The sequence below is a fragment of the Rhodococcus sp. 7Tela_A2 genome (assembly GCF_049311045.1).
GTDB lineage: Bacteria > Actinomycetota > Actinomycetes > Mycobacteriales > Mycobacteriaceae > Rhodococcus.
On record NZ_JAXION010000070.1, the window covers coordinates 1 to 23,573 of the forward strand.

The window sequence follows — 23,573 nt, forward strand, 5'->3', positions numbered from 1 at the left end:
CGAGTCGGTGGTCCGAGTTCGTACCGGAGAACGAGGAACGGATGCACTCTGACCCCCACGGGTCCGGAACTCGAGGCCCTGGCCCCCCCCCGGCGGGCGGGGGGGGGGGGCGGGGCGGGCGGGGGGGGGGGGCGCCCCCCCCCCCCCCCAAAAACCACAACCCCCCCCCCCCCACAAACCCGCGGGGGGGGGGGCTCTTCGGAGTAACGCCGCACGAGAGGGACGGAGACCGTCCCGCCCGCGCGAGGGAAACCGTCTTACTTGACGGAAACCTTGGCGCCGGCATCCTCGAGCTTCGCCTTGGCAGCCTCTGCAGCGTCCTTGGCAACCTTCTCCAGGATCGGCTTCGGAGCACCCTCGACGAGGTCCTTGGCTTCCTTCAGGCCCAGGCCGGAGACGATCTCGCGAACGACCTTGATGACCTGGATCTTCTTCTCGCCGGCACCTTCGAGGATGACGTCGAACTCGTCCTGCTCTTCAGCAGCCTCGGCAGCAGCGGCCGGAGCGCCGGCAGCGGCAACGGCGACCGGAGCAGCAGCGGTGACCTCGAAGGTCTCCTCGAATGCCTTCACGAACTCCGAGAGCTCGAGCAGGGTCAGTTCCTTGAACGCGTCGAGCAGCTCTTCGGTGGTGAGCTTCGCCATGATGGCGGTCCTTCCTGTAAGTCCCATGTCGCTGATCCGCGACCGGATGGGATGGTGCACGCCGGAGCGTGCGTGGATTTGTTCAGCGATACGCGGTGATGCGGATCAGCGTCAGGCTGCCTCTTCGGCTTCCTTCTTCTCCTGCAGGGCGGCCGCAAGGCGAGCCACCTGCGAAGCGGGAGCATTGAACAGGCTCGCGGCCTTTGCCAAGTTGCCCTTCATCGCGCCGGCGAGCTTGGCCAACAGCACCTCGCGGGACTCGAGGTCCGCGATCTGGTTGACCTGGTCCACAGACAGCATGCCGCCGTCCATGTACCCGCCCTTGATGACGAGTGCCTTGTTGTCCTTAGCGAAGGCCTTGAGAGCCTTCGCTGCGTCCACCGGCTCGCCCTTGACGAACGCGATGGCGGTCGGACCGACGAACAGATCGTCGAGACCCTCGACGCCCGCCTCTGCGGCGGCACGCTTGACCAGGGTGTTCTTGGCGACGGAGTAGGTAGCACCCTCTCCGAGAGCGCGACGCAGCTCAGTCAGACTTCCCACCGAAAGACCACGGTATTCCGTGATCACGGCGGCCGTCGAGCTCTTGAACTGCTCGGTGATCTCCGCAACTGCGGAAACCTTCTCGGGCTTTGCCATACTTCGCCTCCTCTCAGTAACAGTCGTTTTCCCGGTGTCCCGAATGGGACGTCCCACCGGGAACCGTCGGGCCGGGAACGACAAACGCCCCGGCGCAGGGCACACGGGGCGTGAGAGAGGGATCAGAACCGCACGGACGCGATCGTTTCGCAACTCCCCTAACCTCGTCCTCCTGCGTGGGCCGCCGGATGAATCCGGACCTTCAACCGATGCTGCAAGCAACCTCGGTGACCAACGGTCTTTGGTAGAACATGATCGGGGTGGAGATCGGCACAATGCCGAACTACCCAGCTACTGTAGCGGAACACGCCGGTAGAACGCAAAACGGCCGGCACAGGGATCCTGTGCCGGCCGTTCGGAGTGCGTACTCGCGTGAACGAGCGATCTACTCTGCAGTCTCGAGAAGGTTACGCGTGCGCTGCGGATCCACCGGGATGCCCGGTCCGGTGGTCGTAGCGATCGTGATCTTCTTGATGTAGCGGCCCTTCGCGCTCGAGGGCTTCACACGGAGCACCTCGTCGAGGGCAGCCGCGTAGTTCTCGACCAGCTTGGTGTCGCCGAAGGATGCCTTACCGATCACGAAGTGAAGGTTGGCGTTCTTGTCGACGCGGAAGTTGATCTTGCCGCCCTTGATGTCCGTGACAGCCTTCGCGACGTCCGGCGTGACCGTGCCGGTCTTCGGGTTCGGCATGAGGCCACGCGGGCCGAGGACACGCGCGATACGACCGACCTTGGCCATCTGGTCCGGCGTCGCGATCGCGGCGTCGAAGTCCAGCCAGCCACCCTGAATCCGCTCGATCAGGTCCTCTGCACCGACGACGTCGGCGCCTGCGGCCTCTGCCTCGGCAGCCTTCTCGCCGACGGCGAAGACGATGACGCGAGCGGTCTTACCCGTGCCGTGGGGCAGGTTGACCGTGCCGCGGACCATCTGATCGGCCTTGCGGGGGTCGACGCCGAGGCGCATTGCGACCTCGACCGTGCTGTCGCTGTTCTTCGAGCCTGTCTCCTGCGCGAGCTTTGCGGCTGCGAGGGGGCTGTAGAGCTTGTCGGAATCGATCTTCTCGGCGGCGGCGAGGTATGCCTTGCTGCGCTTTGCCATGTTCTTTCCTAACTTCTCACCCTGCGGTGAATGGTTCGGGAGTGGTTGCGGACCTGGCCGGCCCTCCCACGTGGTGGTGCTGCAGCCGGACGGGAACGTGTCCCTTCCGACCGGTGAGGGATTCTCAGCCCTCGACCGTGATGCCCATCGAACGCGCGGTGCCGGCGATGATCTTCGCGGCGGCCTCGACGTCGTTGGCGTTCAGGTCTTCCTGCTTGGTCTTGGCGATCTCGCGCACCTGATCCATGGTCACCGTGGCGACCTTGGTCTTGTGCGGCTCGCCGGAGCCCTTCTGCACGCCCGCTGCCTTGAGCAGCAGCTTGGCAGCCGGAGGCGTCTTCAGCTTGAAGTCGAACGAGCGGTCTTCGTAGACCGTGATCTCGACCGGCACGACGTTGCCGCGCTGCGACTCGGTCGCTGCGTTGTACGCCTTGCAGAACTCCATGATGTTGACGCCGTGCTGACCCAGCGCGGGGCCGACCGGAGGCGCCGGATTGGCCGCGCCGGCCTGGATCTGGAGCTTGATGAGCCCGGCGATCTTCTTCTTCTTGGGGGGCATCTCTATTCCTAAGTTTCTTGCTCGGTGTGGTTCTTGCGTATTGCTACTGCAAGCTTTCGTGCGTCAGATCTTCGAAACCTGCGTGAAGGACAACTCCACGGGGGTCTCACGACCGAAGATCGACACCAGGACCTTGAGCTTCTGCTGCTCGGCATTTACTTCGCTGATGGACGCGGGCAGCGTAGCGAACGGACCGTCCATCACGGTCACGGACTCCCCGACCTCGAAGTCCACCTCGATGGTGGGCTTCGACGACGCGGCGGCCGACTGCTCGCCGGCGGCCGACGTTCCGGCCGCAGGCTTCTTCTTCGCCTGCTGCGGGAGGAGGAACTTCACAACCTCCTTGATCGTCAGCGGCGACGGACGGGAGGTCGCACCGACGAAGCCGGTCACGCCGGGCGTGTTGCGCACGGCGCCCCACGACTCGTCGTTCAGCTCCATGCGAACCAGGATGTAACCGGGCAGGACCTTGCGGTTGACCAGCTTGCGCTGCCCGTTCTTGATCTCGGTGACCTCTTCCGTGGGCACCTCGACCTGGAAGATGTACTCGCCCAGGTCCAGGTTCTGCACGCGGGTCTCGAGGTTGGCCTTCACCTTGTTCTCGTAACCGGCGTACGAGTGGATCACATACCAGTCACCGGCTTCGAGGCGAAGCTGCTTCTCCAGAGCCTCGGCGGGATCGACCTCGACCTCGGCTTCGGGCTCGCCACCTTCGGCAGATGCGTCGGCATCCTCACCGGCAGGGGCAAGGTCATCGACGTTCTCGGGCGTCGCGTCGGCATCGACGGCCTCGGCGGTCGCCGCGTCGTCAACGAAAACCTCGTCCGAAACGTGCTCTTCGGCCGAAGCCTCGTAGGAGTCGTTCTCGGGGGTGCTCACCGGCACTTTTCCTCTCGTCGATCAAATTTGCAGGCGCGCGAGCGCTAGCCGAACAACCAGCTGACGCCCTGCACGAACGCCAGATCCAAGCCGAAGATGAACGCCGTCATCACAGCCACGAACACCACCACGACGATCGTGTAGGTGGTCAGCTGCTTGCGATTCGGCCAGATCACCTTGCGGAGCTCGGCGATGACCTCACGGAAGTAGCGACGCAGGCGCTTGAAGATGTTCTCGGGCTTCTTGTCCCCGGAGACGTCACCGGTCGCGACGGCAGACCTGGCACGGCGCGAACCTGCCGGATCGGAATCCTTGGCGACGGAAACTCGTCCACCATCGGACGAGCGGGCGACACGCTTGCCGCTCGGCCTCGCTACCGCAGAGGAATCGTCGGGGGTTGCGCCGGTTGCCGGTCCAGCGTCGCGGGGGGTGAACCCTCCGGTGTCGCTGAGGCGCTTACCGCGCTCCTCGCTCACATCGTTCCTCTCGGTCGCTGGCAGTCCGGGGGCAGGGGCGACAGGACTTGAACCTGCAACCTGCGGTTTTGGAGACCGCTGCTCTGCCAATTGAGCTACGCCCCTTTGGTCGATCATCGGTGTCTCGAACGAGCACCTTGTCGATCGACCCGTCTGCGATCACATGACACGCGCGCTACCCCATCGGCTTTGAACGAGCACCGAAGAGCAGCGCGCTGCGCTATACGATCCCAGAAGCTTTAGTGTACTGCATTGCCCCGGGACAAACCCAATCCGCCCGGCCGTCAGGCCAAGCGAACCGTTGCCGTGGCCCGGCCGAAGATCTTACGACCTTCCGACTTCGCCACGATCGCGACCACTGCTGTCTTGCTTTCCGGGTCCAACGACTTGATCTTGCCGTTGAACTCGATTGCGGCGGCCTCATCGGCCTCCACGTATACCGGGCTGGTGAAACGAACGTTGTATTCCTTCACCGCACCGGGGTCTCCCAGCCACTCCGTGACATAGCCGGCCCCGATGCCCATGGAGAGCATGCCGTGACCGACGACGCCGCGCAAGCCGGCAAGTTCGGCGACCTTGTCGCTCCAGTGAATCGGGTTGGGATCACCCGACACACCGGCATAGTTGACGAGATTTCCGCGCGTGAGCGTCACCGTCTTGGTGGGAAGCTCGTCCCCGACCACGACGTCTTCGAAGCTACGAAGGCTCATGCATCATCACATCCTTGACCGCGTGCGCGATGTTGGCGTCGACCTCGCCGCCGGTACGGCCCACCAATGTGGTCCACGAGGTCAGCACGAGATTGTCGAACTGATCCGTGATGAGGTTCTTCGTGGTGATGATGTCGCTGCCGGCTGCCTGACGGAATTCCTCCAGGTACACGTCACAGAACAGACGATCGCCTGCCTGGATCGGCCGGTGGAACACGAGACGCTGATCGGTCTGCATGATCTGACTCAGGTCGTAACCCGTGACGACTTCCTCGAACAGCTTGCGCTGCGCGATCATGCCGACGATCGAGATGAACGTGAGCGGAGCGATCAGGCCGTCGTATCCGAGGCCTTTGGCTGCGTCCTCGTCGTGGTGCGCGGGATGTCCGTCGAGCACCGCACGGGCGTACTCACGAATCTTCTCGCGGCCGACTTCGTAGAAGTCGTCCACACGGTAATGGTGTCCGACCATGGACTTCGCATGCGCGGCGACATCGAACTGGATCCCGGCCTGTTCGGTCACGTCCACAGAGTCTTCGGATACGAGTGCGTCTGTCATACGCAAAAACCTCCGCAATTCCGCCCAGGACGCCAACAGGCGCGGTCGGTATTGCGGAGACCTTACGCGTCGACGTCGATCAGATAGGCTACTTCGACTCGCGGTGCGACTGGTGCGTACCGCAGTTCGGGCAGAACTTCTTCAGTTCGAGCCGATCGGGGTCGTTGCGACGGTTCTTCTTGGTGATGTAGTTGCGGTGCTTGCACACCTCGCAGGCCAAGGTGATCTTCGGCCGGACGTCTGTAGAGGAGGCCACGGGATGCCTTCTTTCGGTTAAATCTGATCATGATCGATCAGGTGGTTCATTCAACTCTGGTAGCGATGGCCGGACTTGAACCGGCGACACAACGATTATGAGTCGTTTGCTCTACCAACTGAGCTACACCGCCTCGGTGTCATGTGCCGCGCGGAATCAAGGCACACAATCCAGCGAGCCCCCTGACGGAATCGAACCGTCGACCTTTTCCTTACCATGGAAACGCTCTGCCGACTGAGCTAAGGGGGCGCGGCCACGTGGAGCATCTCTGCTCGCTGCGGCCTCCAAAAGATTACACACACTCGCCGTCAGCACAAAATCAGCAGGTAGTGGCACCAAAAGCGACGCTCGAGCGTCGCGCAGGACCTGCCGGCCGCCGCGCGCTCCGATCGGCCCGACAGCGTTGCCGGCAACGTGCCCGACAGCTGCCGGACCGTGTGACGCGGCAGCCCGGGAAACTACCCCCCGAGAACACGACAGCCCCGGTTCCGAAGAACCGGGGCTGTGTGGTGGCAGGTGTAGGATTCGAACCTACGTAGGCATAAGCCGACGGATTTACAGTCCGCTCCCATTGGCCGCTCGGGCAACCTGCCGGGTGCTCTCGGGACCGTGTCCCTGATGCGTTGGAAGAATACAACGCATACCCCCCCGAAATGCAAACCGGGTGGTTACGGGCGCCGATCGACCGGATAGCGTCGGCATGACAACCCCGTACAGACCGACCGAAGTGGAGACAGACGTGGCTGATTCGTCGTTCGATGTGGTGAGCAAGGTCGACCGTCAGGAAGTGGACAACGCCCTGAACCAGGCGGCGAAGGAGATCGCGAACCGCTTCGACTTCCGCAATACCGGCGCGAGCATCGAATGGTCCGGCGAAGAAAGCATCGTGATCACCGCCGACACCGAGGACCGCGTCAAGGCGGCGCTCGACGTGTTCAAGGAGAAGCTGATCCGGCGGGACCTGTCCCTCAAGTCGCTCGAGACCGGAGAACCGACCCAGTCGGGCAAGGTCTACAAGCTCACCGGCACTCTCGTCCAAGGCATCAGCCAGGAGAATGCGAAGAAGATCACGAAGCTCATCCGTGACGAAGGCCCCAAGGGCGTGAAGGCACAGATCCAGGGCGAAGAGCTGCGTGTGAGCAGCAAGAAGCGTGACGACCTTCAGGCCATCATCGCGCTGCTCAAGAACGCCGACCTCGACGTGGCGCTGCAGTTCGTCAACTACCGCTAGAGCGACGCGGCCACACCGACACCCGTCCCGCGCTTCCCTGCGCGGGCGGTGTCGCTCCCGCGGTTTCCGGGCCCTGAGGCCTCTGCGGGCACTTCCCCGGAACTACGCGGGGGTCGCCTACCGCAGGCCGGCCATGCGCTCCAGCCGCGCGATGCGCTCCTCCATGGGCGGATGGGTGGAGAACAGCCTGCTCATCTTGTCGCCGGCCCGGAACGGATTGGCGATCATCAGGTGCGACTGAGCCGCGAGTTGCGGCTCCGGCGGCAACGGTGCGGCCTGGGTGCCGCGCTCGAGCTTGCGTAGCGCCGACGCCAGCGCCAGGGGATCGCCCGTCAGCTCGGCGCCGGACTGGTCTGCCTGGTACTCACGTGAGCGCGAGACCGCCAGTCTGACCACCGACGCGGCAATGGGGCCGAGCAACGAGACGAGCAACAGCGCGATCGGATTGGCGCCGCCCTCCCGGCCGCCACCGAACGCGCCCGCGAAGAACGCGAAGTTGGCAAGGCCGGAGATGACTGCGGCCATGGCGCCGGCGACGGACGAGATCAGGATGTCGCGGTTGTAGACGTGCGACAACTCGTGACCGAGGACCGCGCGTAGTTCGCGCTCGTCGAGAATGTCGAGGATCCCGCTGGTGCAGCACACCGCGGCGTTACGTGGATTCCTGCCGGTGGCGAACGCGTTGGGCGCGTTGGTGGGACTGACATACAACCGCGGCATCGGTTGATGCGCCGCCGTCGCCAGCTCACGCACGATGCGGTAGATCACCGGTGCCTGGACCTCGGTGATCGGCTGCGCGTGCATCGACCGCAACGCGAGCTTGTCGCTGTTGAAGTACGCGTACCCGTTCACACCGACCGCCAGCACCACCGAGATCACCAGGATCGTCGAGTTCTGGAACAAGGCGCCGACGAAGACGATCAGCGCCGACATTCCCACCAGCAACCCGGCCGTCTTGAGACGGTTCGCATACCCGTGCACGTCACGCTCCTCCCCCACCCCGCGTCTGTGGTTCGCACGGTGGTGGTCCATTCGCCCGATCAACGAACGGCAGAGCTTCCCGGTTCCCCCGGGACAGGTCGGAGGAGGTCAGCCCACCCGGGCGATCGTGAAGTCGACGAGGTGCCGCAGCGCCTCGTTGGCGGGACCCTGAGGCAGCGCCTCGAGCTCGGCGTGCGCCCGCCGCGCATACGTGTCGAGGGTGTGCTTGGCCGCCTCCATGCCGGGCGACCGGACGAGAAGTTCGAGGGCCTCCTCGACGTGTGCCTCGTCGTCGATCGGACCGACGAGCAGCTCCCGCAACCGGTCCGCGTCCGGTCCGGTCTCGCGCAGCGCGTAGAGCACCGGCAACGTGTGTACGCCCTCACGAAGATCGGTTCCGGGTGTCTTGCCCGATTCGGACGTGACCGACGCGATGTCGATGATGTCGTCGACGATCTGGAAGGCGGTACCGACGGCGTCGCCGAGCCTCTCGAGCCGTGCGACGTGCTCTTCGTCGCCCCCGGAGAAGGTGCCGCCGAATCGGCCGCTCGCCGCGATCAGCGAACCGGTCTTCTCCCACACCACCCGCAGGTAGTGCTCGACCGGGTCCTGCTGCTCACGGGCACCGATGGTTTCGCGCATCTGCCCCGTCACGAGTTCGGCGAACGTCTCGGCGATGATCTGCACCGCCGACGGGCCGAGTGTGGACACCAGCCGAGACGCGTGGGCGAACAGGTAGTCGCCGGCGAGGATGGCGACGCTGTTGTTCCAGCGCACGTTCGCGCTCGGAGCGCCCCGCCGCATCGTCGCCTCGTCCATCACGTCGTCGTGGTAGAGGGTCGCGAGGTGGACGAGTTCGACCACCGTCGCTGCCGTCACGACCGACGGATCGGCGGGGTTGGGGCCGAGTTGCGCGGTCAGGATCGTGAACAGCGGCCGGAATCGCTTGCCGCCCGCCTTCGCGAGGTGCAGTGCCGCCTCCGTCAGGAAGTCTTCACCGTCCGACAACTCCTGGACGAGCAGTGCCTCGACGCTCGCGAGCCCGTCGCGCACGCTGGTCGCGAGACCCGGGTCGCCGAGTTCCACACCAGCAACGACGGTGCTCGATACCGCGTCGGCCGGACCGGCGGTCCGAGCCGCCCCCTCAGTGCTCACGATGACGTACCCATCCTCTTCTGTCGCCTCGGCCTCACGGTAGTGAACCTAGCCGCTCCACCACCACACCACCTCGTCGAGGCGAGAAAGTCGTGCCTGAGAGGATGGACACGTGGTGGGCGAAAACTCCGCGACAGAGCCGCGGCAATCCCGGTCCTGCGTTCCCGACAGTACCGATGTTCTCGTCGTCGGTGCCGGTCCCGCCGGTTCGTCGGCTGCGGCATGGGCAGCCCGCGCCGGGCACGACGTGCTGTTGGTCGACGCCGCGACGTTCCCGCGAGACAAGACCTGCGGCGACGGGCTCACCCCGCGCGCGGTCGCGGAACTGGACCGTCTCGGCCTGGGCGACTGGTTGCGTACCCACACCGTCAACCGCGGCTTGCGCCTCGAAGGGTTCGGCGGCCGGTTCGAGTTGCCGTGGCCGGACTCCTCGTTCCCCTCGATGGGTAGCGCCGTGCCCCGCACCGAGTTGGACGACCGGATCCGCCGGGTCGCCCTCGACTCCGGTGCCCGGATGGTCGAAGGTGCCAAGGCCGTCGACGTCGAGCGTGACGGTGACCGGGTGACCTCCGTACTCCTCCGCACCGAGGACGGTCCGCGCACCGTGTCGTGCCGGCGGCTCGTCGTCGCCGACGGCGTGCGCTCGCCGCTCGGCAAGGTCCTCGGGCGCCGCTGGCACCGCGACACCGCGTACGGCGTGGCCGCGCGCGCCTATGCGACATCGACCCGGAGCGACGATCCGTGGATCACCTCGCACCTCGAGTTGCGTGACGATGCGGGAACCCTGCAACCGGGTTACGGCTGGGTGTTCCCACTCGGAACCGGCGAGGTCAACATCGGCGTGGGCACGCTCGCCACGGCCGCGCGGCCCGCGCGGGGATCGTTGCGGCCGTTGATCGACCTGTACGCGGACAAGCGTCGTGCGGAGTGGGGACTGGGCCCCGTGACCAGGGTCGCGTCGGCGCTACTTCCCATGGGTGGTGCGGTGTCCGGAGTGGCCGGCGTCAACTGGGCGCTTGTCGGCGACGCAGCCGCCTGCGTCAATCCCCTCAACGGAGAAGGCATCGACTACGGACTCGAGGGCGGGCGCCTGCTCGCAGAGATCCTCGACCGGGACGATCTGACAGGCGAGTGGCCCGCATTGCTGCGCGCGCATTACGGAGCCGCGTTCTCGACCGCACGGAGGCTCGCCGGGCTGCTCACCGTGCCGAAGTTCCTGCCGACGACCGGGCCGGTCGCGATGCGGTCACGGGCGATGATGAATGTCGCGGTGCGCGTGATGGGAAATCTGGTGACCGACGAGGACACCGATGTCGTGGCACGGGCGTGGCGGGCGAGCGGACGTGCGTCCATGCGCTGGGACCGCCGGCCGTTGTTCGCCTGACGCACCGCGCTGTACCGATCCAGCGCACCGCGCTGTGCCGACCTAGCGCACCGCGCTGTGCAGCGCCGCGATCCCGCCCGTCAGATTCCGCCACTTCACGTCGCGCCAGCCTGCCTCTCCGATACGCACGGCGAGTTGTTCCTGCGTCGGCCATGCCCGGATCGACTCGGCCAGGTACACGTACGCGTCGGGGTTGCTGCTCACGGCGCGCGCGACCCGCGGAAGCGCACGCATCAGGTATTCCATGTAGACCGTGCGCAGCGGTTCCCGCACGGGAGTGGAGAATTCGCACACCACCAACCGCCCGCCGGGCTTGACGACCCGCGCGATCTCGCGGAGGCCGGCATCGGGATCGGCGACGTTGCGCAGGCCGAAGGAAATCGTCGCGGCGTCGAAGACGGCGTCGGCGAACGGCAACCGCATCGCGTCGCCCGCGACCATGGGTACCTGGCGGAACGCACCGGCGTTCAGCATGCCGGTGGAGAAGTCGGTGGCCACCACCCACGCTCCGGAGCGGCCGAGTTCGACCGTCGAGACGCCGGTGCCGGCCGCGAGATCGAGAACCCGCTCGCCGGGCTTCAGGTCCAGCGCGGCACGCGTCGCACGGCGCCATCCGCGGTCCTGGCCGAACGACAGAACGGTATTGGTCAGGTCGTAGCGCGCCGCGACACCGTCGAACATGGACGCGACCTCGCGCGGATCCTTGTCGAGGGACGCGCGCGATCCGTGAGTTTTTGCCACGGCCGAAACGTTACCCGGCGACGGGCCCGCGAACCCTGAGGAGGACCTCGTCGTCAGGACATCGCGCGTGCCGCGCCCTCGGCCACGGAGGGATCGGTGTCCGCGGCCTCACGGCGCCGCAGGTAGACGAGGACCGGCACCGCGATCAGCCACGTGACCACAATCACCGAACCGGTGGGGATCAGTGCCACCCGGGCATCGCGTCCGGTGACCCTCACCAGGTCGGGATCACTGCGCGCGTACTCGACGGCGATGCGCTGGCCGGTGGCAAGACCCGTCGGGTACAGCACGCCGAGTTCGGGGTTGTGTGTGACGCCGTCGGGCGTGACGAAAGCGACCGCGGACCGGAGCGACCCGGCCGACAACACCTCGGCGGTTGCGGTGCCCATGTCGCTCTCGATGGTCCGGTCGTTGCGCAGAGCACCGAGAAACAGGGCGACCGCCAATGCGGACAGCGCGATGGCGACGATGAGGACGATGCGTCGCGCGCGTTCGGTTCCGGTCACAGCTGAGCCCGCACCGCCGCATGGAGTTCACGCAGTCCCGCCCGGTCGGTGGTCACCTCGACGACCCGGATCCCCCCGGACGGCGGAGCGGTGTCGGCGAGGGCGGCCGCCAGGCCCTGCAGGTCCACACTCTCGTGCGGAACGCGGTACGCGGCGCACAACGCCCCGAGGTCCATTCCGTGCGGCGTGCCGAAGACTCGCTCGAAGACGCCTGCATACTGCGGGTCGCCCTGTTCGAGCAGTTCGAAGATGCCGCCGCCGTCGTCGTTCGCGACGACGATCGTGAGGTTGCGCGGGCGCGGCTCCGAAGGTCCGATGAGCAGTCCGGCCGCGTCGTGCAGGAACGTGAGGTCGCCGAGCAGCGCGACGGTGCGGCCGGCGGTATAGGCGAGCGCGGCGCCGACCGCCGTCGAGACCGTCCCGTCGATACCGGCGACGCCCCGGTTGGACAACACACTCACGCCGGGTTTCGGGTAACTGACCAGCGCCGCGTCGCGCACGGGGTTGGAAGCCCCGAGCAGCAACTGGTCTCCGTCGCGCATCGCGTCGGTGACGACTGCGGCGACGTGCAGTCCGGTGGCTTTCGGGTGGGAATCCAACTGCGCACGCACGGCTTTGTCGGTGTGCGCGGAAAGCTGCCGGCACCGCTCGAGCCATGCCTCGTCCGGCTGTCCGGAGATCACCGCGCGGGTGCCGGTCGCGAGAACGTTGCCGGACACATCGGGCCAGCGCGGACCGGTGGTGAGGGCGTAGACCGCCACCGCCGGGTCTGCCAGCAGGTTCGACACGGGACGGTGCAGGGTCGGCCGGCCCGTGATGATTGCCTGCCGCGGCTTCAGATGTGGCAGCGCCATCGGGTGCAGCGGTACGCCGTGCAGCGGCGCGGTCGGTTCGGCGACGGTGGGCAGGCCCGCGAGTTCGGGCCGCAGCGCGGAGCCGTGCCCGGAGATGACGACCGTGTCCGGCGTGAGGTCGATCTCGACCGGTACGTCCAGTGTCGCGTTGGCGGTGGTGGTCCACGCTGCCCCGTCCGGACGACCTTCGGGGGCGGATCCCTTCTGGTCCGCCGCAGGAACGAGGGGTTCACGCAGCGGAATGTCGAAGTGCACGGGACCGGCGTTCCCCGACCGGGTGCCGCGCGCTGCCGCCAGCACACGGCTGACCGCCGATCGCCACGCGCTGTTCTGGTCGGCGCTCTCCGCCAATCCCAGGCTGATGGTCGCGCGGACCTGCGTACCGAACAGGCCGAGTTGCTCGACGGTCTGGTTCGCACCCGATCCGAGCAGTTCGTAGGGGCGATTGGCGCTCAGAACGACGAGCGGCACGCGCGCATAGTTCGCCTCGAGGACCGCCGGGGCAAGGTTCGCCACCGCTGTCCCGGATGTCATCACCACGGGCACGGGCCGCTTCGACGACAGGGCCAGGCCGATCGCGAGAAAGCCGGCGGTCCGTTCGTCGATGCGCATGTGCAGACGAAGCCGCCCGGCAGCATCTGCCGCCTGCAACGCGAACGCGAGCGGGGCATTGCGCGAGCCCGGGCACAGCACGACATCCCGCACCCCACCTCGAGCGAGTTCGTCGACGACTGCGGTGGCCTGGGCTGTGGACGGGTTCACGACGTCCAGGGTAGTGCGGGGCGGCAGGTGCCCGGGTTCTCCCCCGCGCCGCGCCGGGTTGCGGCCGGGCAGCGATCCACCGCCCGGCAACCACCACAATGGGGGGATGCGCACCGTCTTCGATCCCGCCGATCTGAGTCCCGGACGTTTCTACGGGCTGCTCACCGCCACGATCGTGCCCCGTCCCATCGCGTGGGTCTCGACCGTGTCGGGCGACGGGGTCGCCAACGTGGCTCCCTACAGCTTCTTCACGGTCGCGAGCACGGCGCCACCGGTCGTGCAGTTCACCTCGGTGGGCCGCAAGGACAGTCTTCGCAACATCGAGGAGACGGGCGAATTCGTGGTGAACGTCGCGACGGTTCCGCTGATGGAGCAGGTCAACGCCTCCTCTGCGAATTTTCCGCACGAGGTCGACGAGTTCACGGAAGTCGGGTTGCGGGCGGAGCCGAGCGAGCGGGTGCGCCCTCCCCGCGTCGCGCAATCGCCCGCGTCGATCGAGTGCACGTTGCGCCGGGTGATCGAGGTGGGCGATTCGTTCGTGGTCATGGGCGATGTGGTCGCGGTGACGGTTCGGCGCGACGTGCTGGCCGAAGACGGAGCGCCGGACTTCGCGGCGCTCGCGCCCGCGAGCAGGCTGGGACGCACCGAGTGGGGATTGACGCCGCAGGTTCGGTCCCTCGAGCGCCCTACCTGCTGAGCCCTGCGTCACCGGACACCGCCCCCGCAGGTTAGGGTCGGCTCAGTAGGGGGCGGCTCCGGAAGGGTGGTCATGGCCGAACGCACCAGGGCAGCGCGCAAGGCGCCGAAGTTCGTCAAACCCGCGACACGCGAGATCGTGCGCGCTCGCGTGCTCGCCACCGCACGGATCAGTCCGACGTTCGTCCGGGTCACCATCGGCGGCGATGCGGTGTCGACCATCGGTCCGATGGGCTTCGACCATTGGTTCCGGATGTTCTTTCCCGTCCCCGGCCGGCGCGGATTCACGCTGCCCTCGGCGACGGACGACCGGTGGTGGCCCGAATACCAGGTGATCCCGGACGACGAGCGGCCCGTGCTGCGGAACTACACCTTCCGCCGGTTCCGCGCGGCCGGCGCCGGATCGTACGGCGACACGGCGGAAATCGACATCGACTTCGCGTCGCACGGAGACCTCGGACCGGCGTCGGCGTGGGCGAACACCGTCTCGGCCGGTGAAGAAATCGGTGTGCTCGACGAAGGAATCGGCTACGTCCCCGACGCGAGCGCGCACTGGCAGTTGCTCGTGGCCGACGAGAGCGCTCTGCCGGCGGTCGCGGGCATCCTCGAGTCCGTCCTCTCCCGCGATCCGGCGGCCGCGGTGGACGTGTTCGCCGAGGTTCCCCATCCGGACGATCTCGCGGCGCAGCACCTCGGGACCGGCCCGAACGTGCGGGTGCGCCCCCTCATCCGGACCGATCCCACGGCACGGCCGGGTGTACTCGCGGTCGAGGCGGTGCGCGCCGCGACCTTACCGACGGGTCCGGCCTGCGCGTTCGTGGCCGGTGAATCCGATCTCGCCACCGGGGTGCGGCGTCACCTCGTACGTGATCGGGGCTGGGACAGATCGTCGGTGACGTTCACGGGCTACTGGAAATACGGCGAGCCCGTCTACTGACGGGGTTCACTGCTGACGGGTCCCCGCAGAACCGGAACGTGGGGGGGGGGGGGGGGGGGGGGGCGCGGGCCCCGCCCCGCCCCCCCCCCCCGCCCCACGTTCGTGGGATCGGTCCGCAGTATCGGGACCTGTCAGGCCGCGTGCTTCTGGACGAGGTCGCCCAGACGGGGCAGGGCCTCGATGACGTGCTTCTTGGCCGAGGGGCGCAGCGAGTCGTAGACCTTCTTGACAGCGGTCTTGGACGACCCGGCGATCTTCTCGTCGGTCACGCCGAGCAGCGCGTCGGCGACCGCGTCACCGCGAGCAACGAGGAAATCGGCGAACGAACCGGCACCGGCGTACTCGGTCCAGAACGGCTGGAGCCGCTCGACGAAGTCGGGCAGCAGGCTCTCGATCGCGCCGGGCACGACGGACGGCCCGACCTTCTTCACTGCGGCGTAGCCGCCCTTGAGGGCGAGGCCCGATGCACCCTTCTTGTCCGACACTTCTGCGTCGATCAGAGTTTCGACGTCGGCCTTGACCGCCGGAAACTTTTCGGGTCCGAGCAGAGCATCGTGCAGAGCTGCAACCACTTTCACTGCCTCCGTAAATGTGACACTTGTGACTGTTGGGACTGGGGGAACGATATACGACTCTTCATCGGGTACCTACTCGGCGTCAGCCGAGCAATTCCCGGCACCGTCGCAGCCGGTCGAACCACCACTGGGCACGGTCCGGTGCGGCCCGAACAGCGTCGAGCATGTCGGCTTCAGGGGCAACCGCTCCGACCGGAAGTGAGCCTCCCGACATGCGTCGCGCCGGGGCGACGTCGGCGGTGAAGAAGCCCCCCGTACCGAGTCCGCACGCGAACGGCAGTTGCGGGAGCGCGGCCGCGGCGGCGAGGCCGGCGCTCATTCCGACCGCCGAATCGAGTGCGCTCGAAACCACCACTTCCACACCGTGACCTGCAAGTTCGTCGGCGAGAGTAAGCAGTGGGCGCACACCGCCGAGCGGAGCAACCTTGACGACCGCGACATCGGCGCCGCCGGCACGCACGACGCGCATCGGGTCCTCTGCCCTGCGGATGCTTTCGTCCGCCGCGACACGCACCTCGGGCAACCGCTTCCGGACGGCGACCAGTTCGGGCACCGTCGCGCAGGGCTGTTCCGCGTATTCGAGCGGCGCATCGGCGGTGAGCGCGGTCAGTGCGGTGACGGCCTCGTCGACCGTCCAGCCGCCGTTGGCATCGACCCGGACGCGAGACACCGACTCGCGGACCGCGCGGACACGGGCGAGATCCTGCGCGAGATCCTGGCCCGGTTCCGCGACTTTCACCTTGGCAGTCTGCGCACCCGGAAACCGTGCGAGCACCTCGGGAACGCGGTCCGGATCGACGGCGGGCACAGTCGCATTGACCGGGACCACGGACCGGATCGCCGGAGGATGACCAACCCATGCGGATTCGATTGCCGAACGGAGCCAGTGCGCGGCCTCGTCGTCTTCGTATTCCGGAAACGCCCCGAACTCACCCCAGCCGACGGGCCCGCGCACCAGCAGCACCTCACGCCGGGTGATGCCCCGGAAGCGGACCCGCATGGGCAGCGACACGACGACGGCGCTCGCGAGGAGCTCGTCGGCGGACGGCAGGGCCGGATCGGTCACTGCTGGCCGGGCAGAAGCTGGATCATGAGGGCCTCGGAATCGGCGAGGAGGTTGCCGTCGAGGTCGCGCAGCTCGGCCTTGCAGAATGCCTTTCGGCCCTCTACCCGGTCGACCCATCCGTCGACCACCAGTTCAGTCTCGATCGGCGTGATCTTGCGGTAGTTGACGTGGAGATATCCGGTGCGTGCGATGGGCCGTCCGTTGGCGTGGATGACCATGCCGAACAGGTCGTCGAACAGCAGCGGCAGCGTCCCACCGTGGGCGGCGCCGTTTCCCCCGAGATGAAAACGGCGGAACATGCCGCGCTCGCGGACGCCGTCCTCGCCGAACTTCTCGATCTTCCACGGCAGCAGCAGGGCACTGCCCCGGCCGGGAAGCTCGACGTTGAAGCCGGCCGGTGACCGCCCCTCGGGTACCTCGTAGGGCTCGAGGAGGTCGATGAGCGCTTCGGTCTGTGCGATCGCCCGGTCGATCACGTCGTCCGGCGCGTGAGTGGAGACCATGAGGTCCTGCAGGCGCCGGAACGTGTCGATGAAGGTGCCGTAGTTCGGACCCGCCTTCACCGGCTCGTAGACGGGGAAACCTCCGTGGTGCTCGTAGTCGTCGCCTACGTCGTTGCCGTCGACCTCTTCGGTGCCTGCGCCGGTCTGCTCGCTCATGTGATGCACGTTATCCGGCCCACCGTCCCGTCGTACGGTGGCCCGGGGCTCTAAGGTGACGACGTGACCTTCGATTCCCAGTTGTGGCGCCCGGTTCCCGGGTTCGAGAACCTCACCGACATCACCTACCACCGCCATGTCACGCAGGGCACTGTCCGTGTCGCGTTCGACCGGCCGGAGGTGCGCAACGCCTTCCGGCCGCACACCGTCGACGAGCTCTACCGCGCACTCGATCACGCGCGGATGACGTCGGATGTGGGCGTCGTGCTGCTGACCGGCAACGGCCCGAGCCCCAAGGACGGTGGATGGGCGTTCTGCTCCGGCGGAGACCAGCGCATCCGTGGGCGCAGCGGATACCAGTACGCGAGCGGCGACACCGCGGACACGGTGGACAAGGCCCGCGCGGGCCGCCTCCACATCCTCGAGGTGCAGCGCCTGATCCGGTTCATGCCCAAGGTGGTGATCGCGCTCGTCAACGGCTGGGCCGCGGGCGGTGGCCACAGCCTGCACGTCACGTGCGACCTGACCCTGGCATCACGCGAGCACGCCCGTTTCAAGCAGACGGACGCCGACGTCGGTAGCTTCGACGGCGGCTACGGCAGCGCATATCTCGCGAAGATGGTGGGCCAGAAGTTCGCCCGCGAGATCTTCTTCCTCGGCGACACCTACTCCGCCGACGACATGCATCACATGGGCGCGGTCAACCGGGTGGTCGCCCACGACGAACTCGAAAACGTCGCGCTGGAATGGGCCGAGAAGATCAACGGCAAGTCGCCGCAGGCACAGCGCATGCTCAAGTACGCGTTCAACCTCTCCGACGACGGCCTTGTCGGCCAGCAACTGTTCGCGGGCGAGGCCACCCGCCTGGCATATATGACGGACGAGGCGGTCGAGGGCCGCGACAGTTTCCTCGAGAAGCGCGATCCGGACTGGTCTCCGTACCCCTGGTACTACTGAGACCCAGCAACCGGCATCCGGCTTCTGGAACCGGTACTACCGACGACACACGCGCGAGGGGGGGCCCCCCCCCGGGGGGGGGTTGCCAGGGCCCGGTGCGCAGTCAGGCGCAGTCGCGACAGTAATCCGCAGAACCGGGAGCCTTCCGGCTGTAGTGCTGGACGAGGAAGCAGCTCATGCAGGTGAACTCGTCGGACTGCTTGGGCAGGACGCGGACGGTCAGTTCTTCGCCCGACAGGTCGGCCCCGGGCAGATCCAGCGACTCGAGGATCTCGGCCTCGTCCGCGTCGGCCTTCTGGGTCGGCGTCAGCGCAAGTTCGTCCAGAGCAGTTTCGGCACCGAGGACGTCGGTGGTGCGAGGGGCGTCGTAGTCGGTCTTCATGGCTGTTCTCCTGGGTCGTCCCGGTAACGGTCGTGGCGGGCGGCTTGCTCTGCCGAGCCGTGTAGGCACTGCGCTGCACCTGCCGGACATGATGTCCCGTTTGTCGGTTCGCCAAACACGCCCCCCGCGTTACCGCCGAAAGGTGTGCCGTCGGGCACACTCCGGGCCGCGGCCGACAAATGGTCCCGGCGGGCCGGCCGTACGATCGGCGGAGGCGGTCGCGCACGATCCCGATCGGCGAAGACGAAGCACCATCACCGGAAGGCCTCGACGTGGAGATACTGAGCAGTCGCACGATCCTGCGGCCTCGCGACTACGAGGCGGCGCTGGAGTTCTACGGCGGGAAACTCCGTCTCGCGATCGCGCGGGAGTACCCCGCCGGCACTGTCTACTTCGCCGGTCAGTCGCTGATCGAGATCGCCGCCCACGGACGTGGAGATGCGGACCAGACGTTCCAGGGTGCGCTGTGGCTCCAGGTCCGCGACGTGTACGAGTGCGAGGCCGAACTCGCCCTCGCCGGGGTGCCGATCGTGCGTGAAGCGCGGCAGGAGCCGTGGGGCCTGCACGAGTTGTGGGTCGCGGATCCGGACGGAGTCCCCATCGTGCTCGTGCAGATCCCTGACGATCATCCGCTCCGGCGCGACAGCCGGACCCCCTCTACCGGCCGGTCAAACCACTCCGGCCAGTGATCTTCACCACACCGGGGAACCGGCGGCGCCGCTCCCTGCACGTGGAGGCTTGCAGGGTGTCCGCGTTCACCTGAGCGTCGCTGTACTTTCCCCTGTCCGCTACCCCAGAATGGGAAGACGTGACCGCAGAGTTCGTTGTCCTACTGGTAGTGGTCGTCACTGCCCTCGCATTCGATTTCACGAACGGCTTCCACGACACCGGCAACGCAATGGCCACGTCCATCGCCACCGGAGCGTTGAAGCCGAAGGCGGCCGTCGCACTGTCGGCGGTCCTCAATCTGATCGGTGCGTTCCTCTCCGTCGAAGTCGCGGCCACCGTCGCCAAAGGCGTCGTCGACCTCGGTACCGTCGGCGGTGAGGACCTTCTGCTGATCGTCTTCGCCGGCCTTGTCGGCGGCATCCTGTGGAACATCGCGACGTGGCTGTTCGGCCTTCCGTCCAGTTCCTCGCACGCCCTGTTCGGCGGCCTGGTGGGTGCGGCGCTCGCCTCCATCGGCGTCAACGGCGTGGTGTGGGACGGCGTTCTCGGCAAGGTGCTCCTGCCCGCTCTGCTCGCTCCCGTCATCGCAGCCCTCGTCGCCACCGTCGGCACGTGGTCGATGCGCCGCCTGACCCGCGACATCTCCGAAGAGCGTCGCGACCGCGGATTCCGGCTGGGACAGATCGGCACCGCGTCGCTGCTCTCGCTGGCGCACGGCACCAACGACGCCCAGAAGACGATGGGCGTGATCTTCCTGGCCCTCGTCGCTCACGGCAGCATCACCGCGGACACCGAGATGCCGTTCTGGGTGAAGTTCGCCTGCGCGGTCGCCATCGCACTGGGCACCTACCTCGGCGGCTGGCGCATCATCCGGACCCTCGGCAAGGGCCTCGTCGAGATCGCGCCGACCCAGGGACTTGCCGCGGAGTCGTCGTCTGCGGCAATCATTCTGACCTCGAGCCACTTCGGGCTTCCACTGTCCACCACGCACGTCGCGACCGGCTCGATCCTCGGCACCGGACTCGGCACCAAGGGCGCCGAAGTGCGCTGGGGTGTCGCCGGCCGCATGGTCGTCGCATGGCTGATCACGCTTCCGAGCGCCGCGCTCGTCGGTGCACTGTGCTGGGCGCTCGCACACATGATCGGGGGCCTGGGAGGCGTCCTGTTCGTCTTCACCCTCCTGTGCGGACTGTCGCTCTTCATGTGGCTGCGGTCGCGCAAGGAGCCGGTCGATGCCTCCAACGTGACGGCAGAATGGGACGGGTCGCTGGTCCCCGCCGCAACCACCCCTGAACCCGTCGTCCAGGAAGGCCGCCCGTGAATCTGCTGACCCACACCTTGGATTCCCTGGGGCAGGTCGTGCTCGTCGGCTTGTTCCTCGGAGCCGGTCTGCCCTCGCTCTTCGCACTCGGCGTCCGCTCCCTGCACGCGGGTCGTTCGTCGAGCGAGAGCGCACTGCAGCCCCTCGGCGTCGCCGGAGCGGTCGTGTGTTTCGCTGTCGTCGCCATCGCGGTACTCTGCGGAATCCTGCTCCTGACCGCAGACTTCTTGTCGGGCACCTTCGGTATCCACGTTTTCTGACATCGCGTTTTCCCGACATCGCGTTTTCCGACACCGAGTTTCCGACATCGCGTTCCCGCATCGCAGGTTTCGGCTGGAAGGAGTGCAGTGACCTCGAACCCGGTCCTCACACATCGTGTCCGGTCCCGTGTGCTGTGCGGCCGCGTGCCGAGCAGGTCCAGATGATTCTTCCGCCGATCCTCACCTCCATCGTGGAGTGGCTCCGTGCGGGCTACCCGGACGGGGTTCCCGAGCAGGACTACGTGCCGCTTTTCGCGCTGCTGTCCCGCCGGCTGTCCGAGGAAGAGGTCGATCAGGTGGCCGGCAGGCTCGTCGACGACGGGGATCTCCCGATCGACAAGACGGACATCGCCGTTCTCATCACCAAGATCACGAACGAGATGCCGTCCGACCGCGACATCGATCGGGTGCACCGGCACCTGGGCACCGGCAACTGGGACCGGACGGACCACGACCTGTGACCGCCTCCCGCGCATGACCGCCCTGCTGACCACGCTCGCCGTCCCCTCGGGGGATGCCGTCCGCGCTCTTGTCCCGACTCTGCAACGGCTTCTCGACGGAAGCGCTCCCCCGCTGCTGCCGGTTCCCGCCGGAGACGCACGCGAGACCCGGCGGCTCACCGACGCGCTCCGGCCCGGCGATCCGATCGACGAGCGGATCGGTCTCGTGGTGGCCACGTCGGGCACGACGGGAGTGCCGAAGGGCGCTCAACTCACCGCGGCCGCATTGCGTGCGAGCGGCGAGGCGACCTACGACCGCCTCGGTGGTCCCGGCTCGTGGTTGCTGGCCCTACCCGCGCATCACATCGCGGGCATGCAGGTACTGCTCCGCAGCGTGCTGTCGGAAACCGAGCCGTCCGTCGTCGACGTCTCGCACGGGTTCGATCCGGGGCGGCTTCCCGAGGCGGTCGCGGCGATGTCCGGTCCGCGGCGCTACACCTCACTCGTTCCGACCCAGCTGATCAAGGCTCTCGACCATCCCGGTGCGCGGGCAGCCCTCGCGGAACTCGACTCGATCCTGCTCGGCGGCGCCGCCGCCCCCGCGCCGGTGCTGCGGCGTGCAGCCGACGCCGGACTGAAGGTCGTGCGGACGTACGGGATGAGTGAGACGTGCGGCGGCTGCGTGTACGACGGTGTCGCTCTCCCCGGCGTGCGGGTGCGTGTCGGTGAGGATTCGCGGGTCTGGCTCGGCGGCGCGACCCTCGCGTCCGGCTATCGCGGGCTGCCCGACCATCCCGCCTTCGCGGAGGCGGGATGGTTCCGGACGGACGACGCGGGAGTGCTCGACGGCGGAGTGCTCCGGGTGCTCGGCCGGCTCGACGAGGCCATCTCGACCGGTGGGCTCACCGTCGTGCCGCAGGTCGTCGAAGCCGTGCTGACCGAACATCCTTCGGTGCGGGAGGTTGCGGTCATCGGTCTCCCCGACGAGCGGCTCGGACAGCGGGTGACCGCGATCGTCGTCGCCGCGGACGGTGCGGTTCCCACCCTGGACGCACTGCGCGCACACACCGCGGCGTCACTCGACATCACCGCGGCGCCGCGGGAACTGCACGTCGTCGAGTCGCTGCCCGTGCGGGGTCCGGGCAAGGTCGATCGTCGCGCGCTCGTCGCCCGGTTTTCGTAGCGCCCTTCGCAGCCGCGCGACGGGGCGTGAGAACCGGCGTCGCGAAGGTGCGAAGATCGAAGCATGGCAACCGCTGGTCACTGGATCGAAGGCGCACGTCCGCGCACACTCCCCAACGCGATCGCTCCCGTCCTTGCAGGCACGGGGGCGGCCGCAGCGCTCGGTGAGGCGGTGTGGTGGAAGGCGCTCCTCGCGCTCGTCGTGGCACTCGCATTCGTGATCGGCGTCAACTTCGCGAACGACTACTCCGACGGTGTGCGCGGGACGGACGACGACCGTGTCGGCCCGGTGCGACTCGTCGGGTCGGGGCTCGTCGCCCCAGCACTGGTCAAACGTGCGGCGTTCGTCTGCTTCGGAATCGGCGCGGTAGCCGGCATCGCACTGGCGCTGACGAGTGCATGGTGGCTGATCGTCGTCGGGGCGCTGTGCATCGCGGGCGCGTGGTTCTACACCGGCGGCCGCACCCCGTACGGCTACAACGGTCTCGGCGAAGTTGCCGTGTTCGTGTTCTTCGGTCTCGTTGCGGTGCTGGGTACGCAATTCGTGCAGGCGGGCCGCGTCGACTGGGCAGGACTCGCGTGCGCGGTGGCCGTCGGATCGTTCTCGAGCGCCGTCCTGGTGTCGAACAATCTCCGCGACATCCCGACCGATACCGCCACCGGAAAACGCACCCTCGCCGTCCGTCTGGGCGACCGCCGGACCCGAATCCTGCACCTCGTTCTCGTCACGGTGCCGTTCGTGTTGTCGGTGGCGCTCGTCGCGGCGACGCCGTGGGCGGCGGCCGGGTTGCTCGCGGCCCCGTTCGCCGTGCGCGCGAACGCGCCGGTCCGGTCCGGAGCCTCGGGGCTCGCTCTCGTTCCGGCACTGCGCGACTCGGGGCTGGCGATGCTGGTGTGGGCGGCCGCGACAGGTCTGGCACTGGCCTTCGGCTGAGTCGTGGGGGGGGGGGGGGGGGGGGGGGGGCCCGGGCCCGCCCCGGCGGCGCGGGGGGCG

General features: G+C 67.4%; 29 protein-coding genes and 4 tRNA genes. 11 read left to right on the forward strand and 22 right to left on the reverse strand.

Annotated elements, in window-relative coordinates; translation table 11 throughout:
- Positions 1-257: 257 nt before the first annotated feature.
- The 13 genes from rplL to TVH25_RS13945 all read right to left on the reverse strand — a co-directional run bounded on the left by rplL (position 258) and on the right by TVH25_RS13945 (position 6,414).
- Positions 258-644, reverse strand: coding sequence for a 50S ribosomal protein L7/L12 (gene rplL / locus TVH25_RS13885; RefSeq protein WP_169619495.1), 387 nt, complete (start codon positions 642-644; stop codon positions 258-260).
- Between the two features lie 111 nt (positions 645-755).
- Complete coding sequence (gene rplJ, locus TVH25_RS13890) at positions 756-1,283, reverse strand: 50S ribosomal protein L10 (RefSeq protein ID WP_169619494.1); 528 nt, start codon at positions 1,281-1,283, stop codon at positions 756-758.
- Positions 1,284-1,668: 385 nt separating this feature from the next.
- A complete protein-coding gene (gene rplA, locus TVH25_RS13895) occupies positions 1,669-2,382 on the reverse strand; it encodes a 50S ribosomal protein L1 (RefSeq protein ID WP_169619493.1) in 714 nt (237 codons plus the stop codon).
- 124 nt (positions 2,383-2,506) lie between these two features.
- Positions 2,507-2,941 carry a 50S ribosomal protein L11 gene (gene rplK, locus TVH25_RS13900; protein ID WP_169619492.1) on the reverse strand — a complete coding sequence of 145 codons (435 nt, stop codon included), beginning with the start codon at positions 2,939-2,941 and terminating at the stop codon, positions 2,507-2,509.
- A gap of 63 nt (positions 2,942-3,004) precedes the next feature.
- The gene (gene nusG / locus TVH25_RS13905) at positions 3,005-3,820 is read right to left on the reverse strand and encodes a transcription termination/antitermination protein NusG (protein WP_296550972.1); all 816 of its coding nucleotides are present in this window, start codon (positions 3,818-3,820) and stop codon (positions 3,005-3,007) included.
- A 44-nt stretch (positions 3,821-3,864) separates the two neighbouring features.
- Positions 3,865-4,296 (reverse strand): preprotein translocase subunit SecE, encoded by a 432-nt coding sequence (gene secE, locus TVH25_RS13910; RefSeq protein WP_169619490.1) that lies wholly within the window; start codon positions 4,294-4,296, stop codon positions 3,865-3,867.
- 32 nt (positions 4,297-4,328) lie between these two features.
- Positions 4,329-4,401: transfer RNA gene (locus tag TVH25_RS13915), tRNA-Trp, on the reverse strand.
- Between the two features lie 179 nt (positions 4,402-4,580).
- Positions 4,581-5,006, reverse strand: a complete 426-nt coding sequence (gene hadB / locus TVH25_RS13920; protein WP_169619489.1) for a (3R)-hydroxyacyl-ACP dehydratase subunit HadB — start codon at positions 5,004-5,006, stop codon at positions 4,581-4,583.
- Positions 4,993-5,565 carry a (3R)-hydroxyacyl-ACP dehydratase subunit HadA gene (gene hadA / locus TVH25_RS13925; protein ID WP_169619488.1) on the reverse strand — a complete coding sequence of 191 codons (573 nt, stop codon included), beginning with the start codon at positions 5,563-5,565 and terminating at the stop codon, positions 4,993-4,995. Before hadA ends, hadB begins: the two co-directional genes overlap by 14 nt.
- Before the next feature lie 88 nt (positions 5,566-5,653).
- The gene (rpmG, locus tag TVH25_RS13930; RefSeq protein ID WP_003941903.1) at positions 5,654-5,821 is read right to left on the reverse strand and encodes a 50S ribosomal protein L33; all 168 of its coding nucleotides are present in this window, start codon (positions 5,819-5,821) and stop codon (positions 5,654-5,656) included.
- A 57-nt stretch (positions 5,822-5,878) separates the two neighbouring features.
- Positions 5,879-5,954: transfer RNA gene (locus tag TVH25_RS13935), tRNA-Met, on the reverse strand.
- A 43-nt stretch (positions 5,955-5,997) separates the two neighbouring features.
- Positions 5,998-6,070, reverse strand: a tRNA-Thr gene (locus TVH25_RS13940).
- 258 nt (positions 6,071-6,328) lie between these two features.
- Positions 6,329-6,414: transfer RNA gene (locus TVH25_RS13945), tRNA-Tyr, on the reverse strand.
- A gap of 146 nt (positions 6,415-6,560) precedes the next feature.
- On the opposite strand from TVH25_RS13945, the gene TVH25_RS13950 reads away from it, so the two are divergent.
- Entirely contained in the window at positions 6,561-7,052 is a 492-nt protein-coding gene (locus TVH25_RS13950) for a YajQ family cyclic di-GMP-binding protein (RefSeq protein WP_169619487.1), read from the forward strand.
- 117 nt (positions 7,053-7,169) lie between these two features.
- On the opposite strand, the gene htpX is transcribed toward TVH25_RS13950, so the two are convergent.
- Both htpX and TVH25_RS13960 read right to left on the reverse strand, forming a co-directional pair.
- Positions 7,170-8,033: a zinc metalloprotease HtpX gene (gene htpX / locus TVH25_RS13955; protein ID WP_296551253.1), complete on the reverse strand. Its 864-nt coding sequence runs from the start codon at positions 8,031-8,033 to the stop codon at positions 7,170-7,172.
- A 108-nt stretch (positions 8,034-8,141) separates the two neighbouring features.
- A complete protein-coding gene (locus TVH25_RS13960) occupies positions 8,142-9,188 on the reverse strand; it encodes a polyprenyl synthetase family protein (protein WP_169619485.1) in 1,047 nt (348 codons plus the stop codon).
- Between the two features lie 112 nt (positions 9,189-9,300).
- Between TVH25_RS13960 and TVH25_RS13965 the strand changes: the two genes are divergently transcribed.
- Positions 9,301-10,572, forward strand: a complete 1,272-nt coding sequence (locus tag TVH25_RS13965; protein WP_422424500.1) for a geranylgeranyl reductase family protein — start codon at positions 9,301-9,303, stop codon at positions 10,570-10,572.
- Between the two features lie 42 nt (positions 10,573-10,614).
- Here TVH25_RS13965 and TVH25_RS13970 read toward each other — a convergent pair whose 3' ends face one another.
- From TVH25_RS13970 to menD, 3 genes are read right to left on the reverse strand one after another with little or no spacing between them, the layout of a single operon-like run.
- Positions 10,615-11,313, reverse strand: a complete 699-nt coding sequence (locus TVH25_RS13970; RefSeq protein WP_169619483.1) for a demethylmenaquinone methyltransferase — start codon at positions 11,311-11,313, stop codon at positions 10,615-10,617.
- A 53-nt stretch (positions 11,314-11,366) separates the two neighbouring features.
- Positions 11,367-11,819, reverse strand: coding sequence for a DUF3592 domain-containing protein (locus TVH25_RS13975; RefSeq protein WP_169651258.1), 453 nt, complete (start codon positions 11,817-11,819; stop codon positions 11,367-11,369).
- Entirely contained in the window at positions 11,816-13,435 is a 1,620-nt protein-coding gene (gene menD / locus TVH25_RS13980; protein WP_422424501.1) for a 2-succinyl-5-enolpyruvyl-6-hydroxy-3-cyclohexene-1-carboxylic-acid synthase, read from the reverse strand. Before menD ends, TVH25_RS13975 begins: the two co-directional genes overlap by 4 nt.
- Positions 13,436-13,541: 106 nt before the next feature.
- On the opposite strand from menD, the gene TVH25_RS13985 reads away from it, so the two are divergent.
- Positions 13,542-14,132: a flavin reductase family protein gene (locus tag TVH25_RS13985; protein ID WP_296551258.1), complete on the forward strand. Its 591-nt coding sequence runs from the start codon at positions 13,542-13,544 to the stop codon at positions 14,130-14,132.
- Positions 14,133-14,204: 72 nt separating this feature from the next.
- Complete coding sequence (locus TVH25_RS13990) at positions 14,205-15,068, forward strand: siderophore-interacting protein (protein WP_422424502.1); 864 nt, start codon at positions 14,205-14,207, stop codon at positions 15,066-15,068.
- Positions 15,069-15,199: 131 nt separating this feature from the next.
- Here TVH25_RS13990 and TVH25_RS13995 read toward each other — a convergent pair whose 3' ends face one another.
- The 3 genes from TVH25_RS13995 to TVH25_RS14005 form a co-directional block, all read right to left on the reverse strand.
- Entirely contained in the window at positions 15,200-15,640 is a 441-nt protein-coding gene (locus TVH25_RS13995) for a DUF6918 family protein (protein ID WP_378608722.1), read from the reverse strand.
- Between the two features lie 85 nt (positions 15,641-15,725).
- Positions 15,726-16,709 (reverse strand): o-succinylbenzoate synthase, encoded by a 984-nt coding sequence (locus TVH25_RS14000; protein ID WP_422424503.1) that lies wholly within the window; start codon positions 16,707-16,709, stop codon positions 15,726-15,728.
- On the reverse strand, positions 16,706-17,368 hold the full coding sequence (locus tag TVH25_RS14005) for a PaaI family thioesterase (protein WP_422424504.1): 663 nt from the start codon (positions 17,366-17,368) through the stop codon (positions 16,706-16,708). Before TVH25_RS14005 ends, TVH25_RS14000 begins: the two co-directional genes overlap by 4 nt.
- A 63-nt stretch (positions 17,369-17,431) precedes the next feature.
- On the opposite strand from TVH25_RS14005, the gene TVH25_RS14010 reads away from it, so the two are divergent.
- A complete protein-coding gene (locus tag TVH25_RS14010) occupies positions 17,432-18,325 on the forward strand; it encodes a 1,4-dihydroxy-2-naphthoyl-CoA synthase (protein ID WP_169619472.1) in 894 nt (297 codons plus the stop codon).
- Positions 18,326-18,428: 103 nt separating this feature from the next.
- On the opposite strand, the gene TVH25_RS14015 is transcribed toward TVH25_RS14010, so the two are convergent.
- Positions 18,429-18,707, reverse strand: a complete 279-nt coding sequence (locus TVH25_RS14015) for a DUF4193 domain-containing protein (RefSeq protein ID WP_422424505.1) — start codon at positions 18,705-18,707, stop codon at positions 18,429-18,431.
- A gap of 272 nt (positions 18,708-18,979) precedes the next feature.
- Here TVH25_RS14015 and TVH25_RS14020 point away from each other — a divergent pair, with 272 nt between their 5' ends.
- From TVH25_RS14020 to TVH25_RS14045, 6 genes are all read left to right on the forward strand, one after another.
- A complete protein-coding gene (locus TVH25_RS14020; protein ID WP_422424506.1) occupies positions 18,980-19,396 on the forward strand; it encodes a VOC family protein in 417 nt (138 codons plus the stop codon).
- Between the two features lie 119 nt (positions 19,397-19,515).
- Positions 19,516-20,697, forward strand: coding sequence for an inorganic phosphate transporter (locus TVH25_RS14025; protein ID WP_169619464.1), 1,182 nt, complete (start codon positions 19,516-19,518; stop codon positions 20,695-20,697).
- Positions 20,694-20,957, forward strand: coding sequence for a hypothetical protein (locus TVH25_RS14030; RefSeq protein ID WP_422424507.1), 264 nt, complete (start codon positions 20,694-20,696; stop codon positions 20,955-20,957). The genes TVH25_RS14025 and TVH25_RS14030 overlap by 4 nt, the downstream gene beginning before the upstream one ends.
- A gap of 161 nt (positions 20,958-21,118) precedes the next feature.
- The gene (locus tag TVH25_RS14035) at positions 21,119-21,418 is read left to right on the forward strand and encodes a DUF3349 domain-containing protein (protein ID WP_169619460.1); all 300 of its coding nucleotides are present in this window, start codon (positions 21,119-21,121) and stop codon (positions 21,416-21,418) included.
- Between the two features lie 13 nt (positions 21,419-21,431).
- Positions 21,432-22,580: an o-succinylbenzoate--CoA ligase gene (gene menE / locus TVH25_RS14040; RefSeq protein ID WP_422424508.1), complete on the forward strand. Its 1,149-nt coding sequence runs from the start codon at positions 21,432-21,434 to the stop codon at positions 22,578-22,580.
- A gap of 63 nt (positions 22,581-22,643) precedes the next feature.
- Complete coding sequence (locus tag TVH25_RS14045; protein ID WP_422424509.1) at positions 22,644-23,513, forward strand: 1,4-dihydroxy-2-naphthoate polyprenyltransferase; 870 nt, start codon at positions 22,644-22,646, stop codon at positions 23,511-23,513.
- Positions 23,514-23,573: the final 60 nt, after the last annotated feature.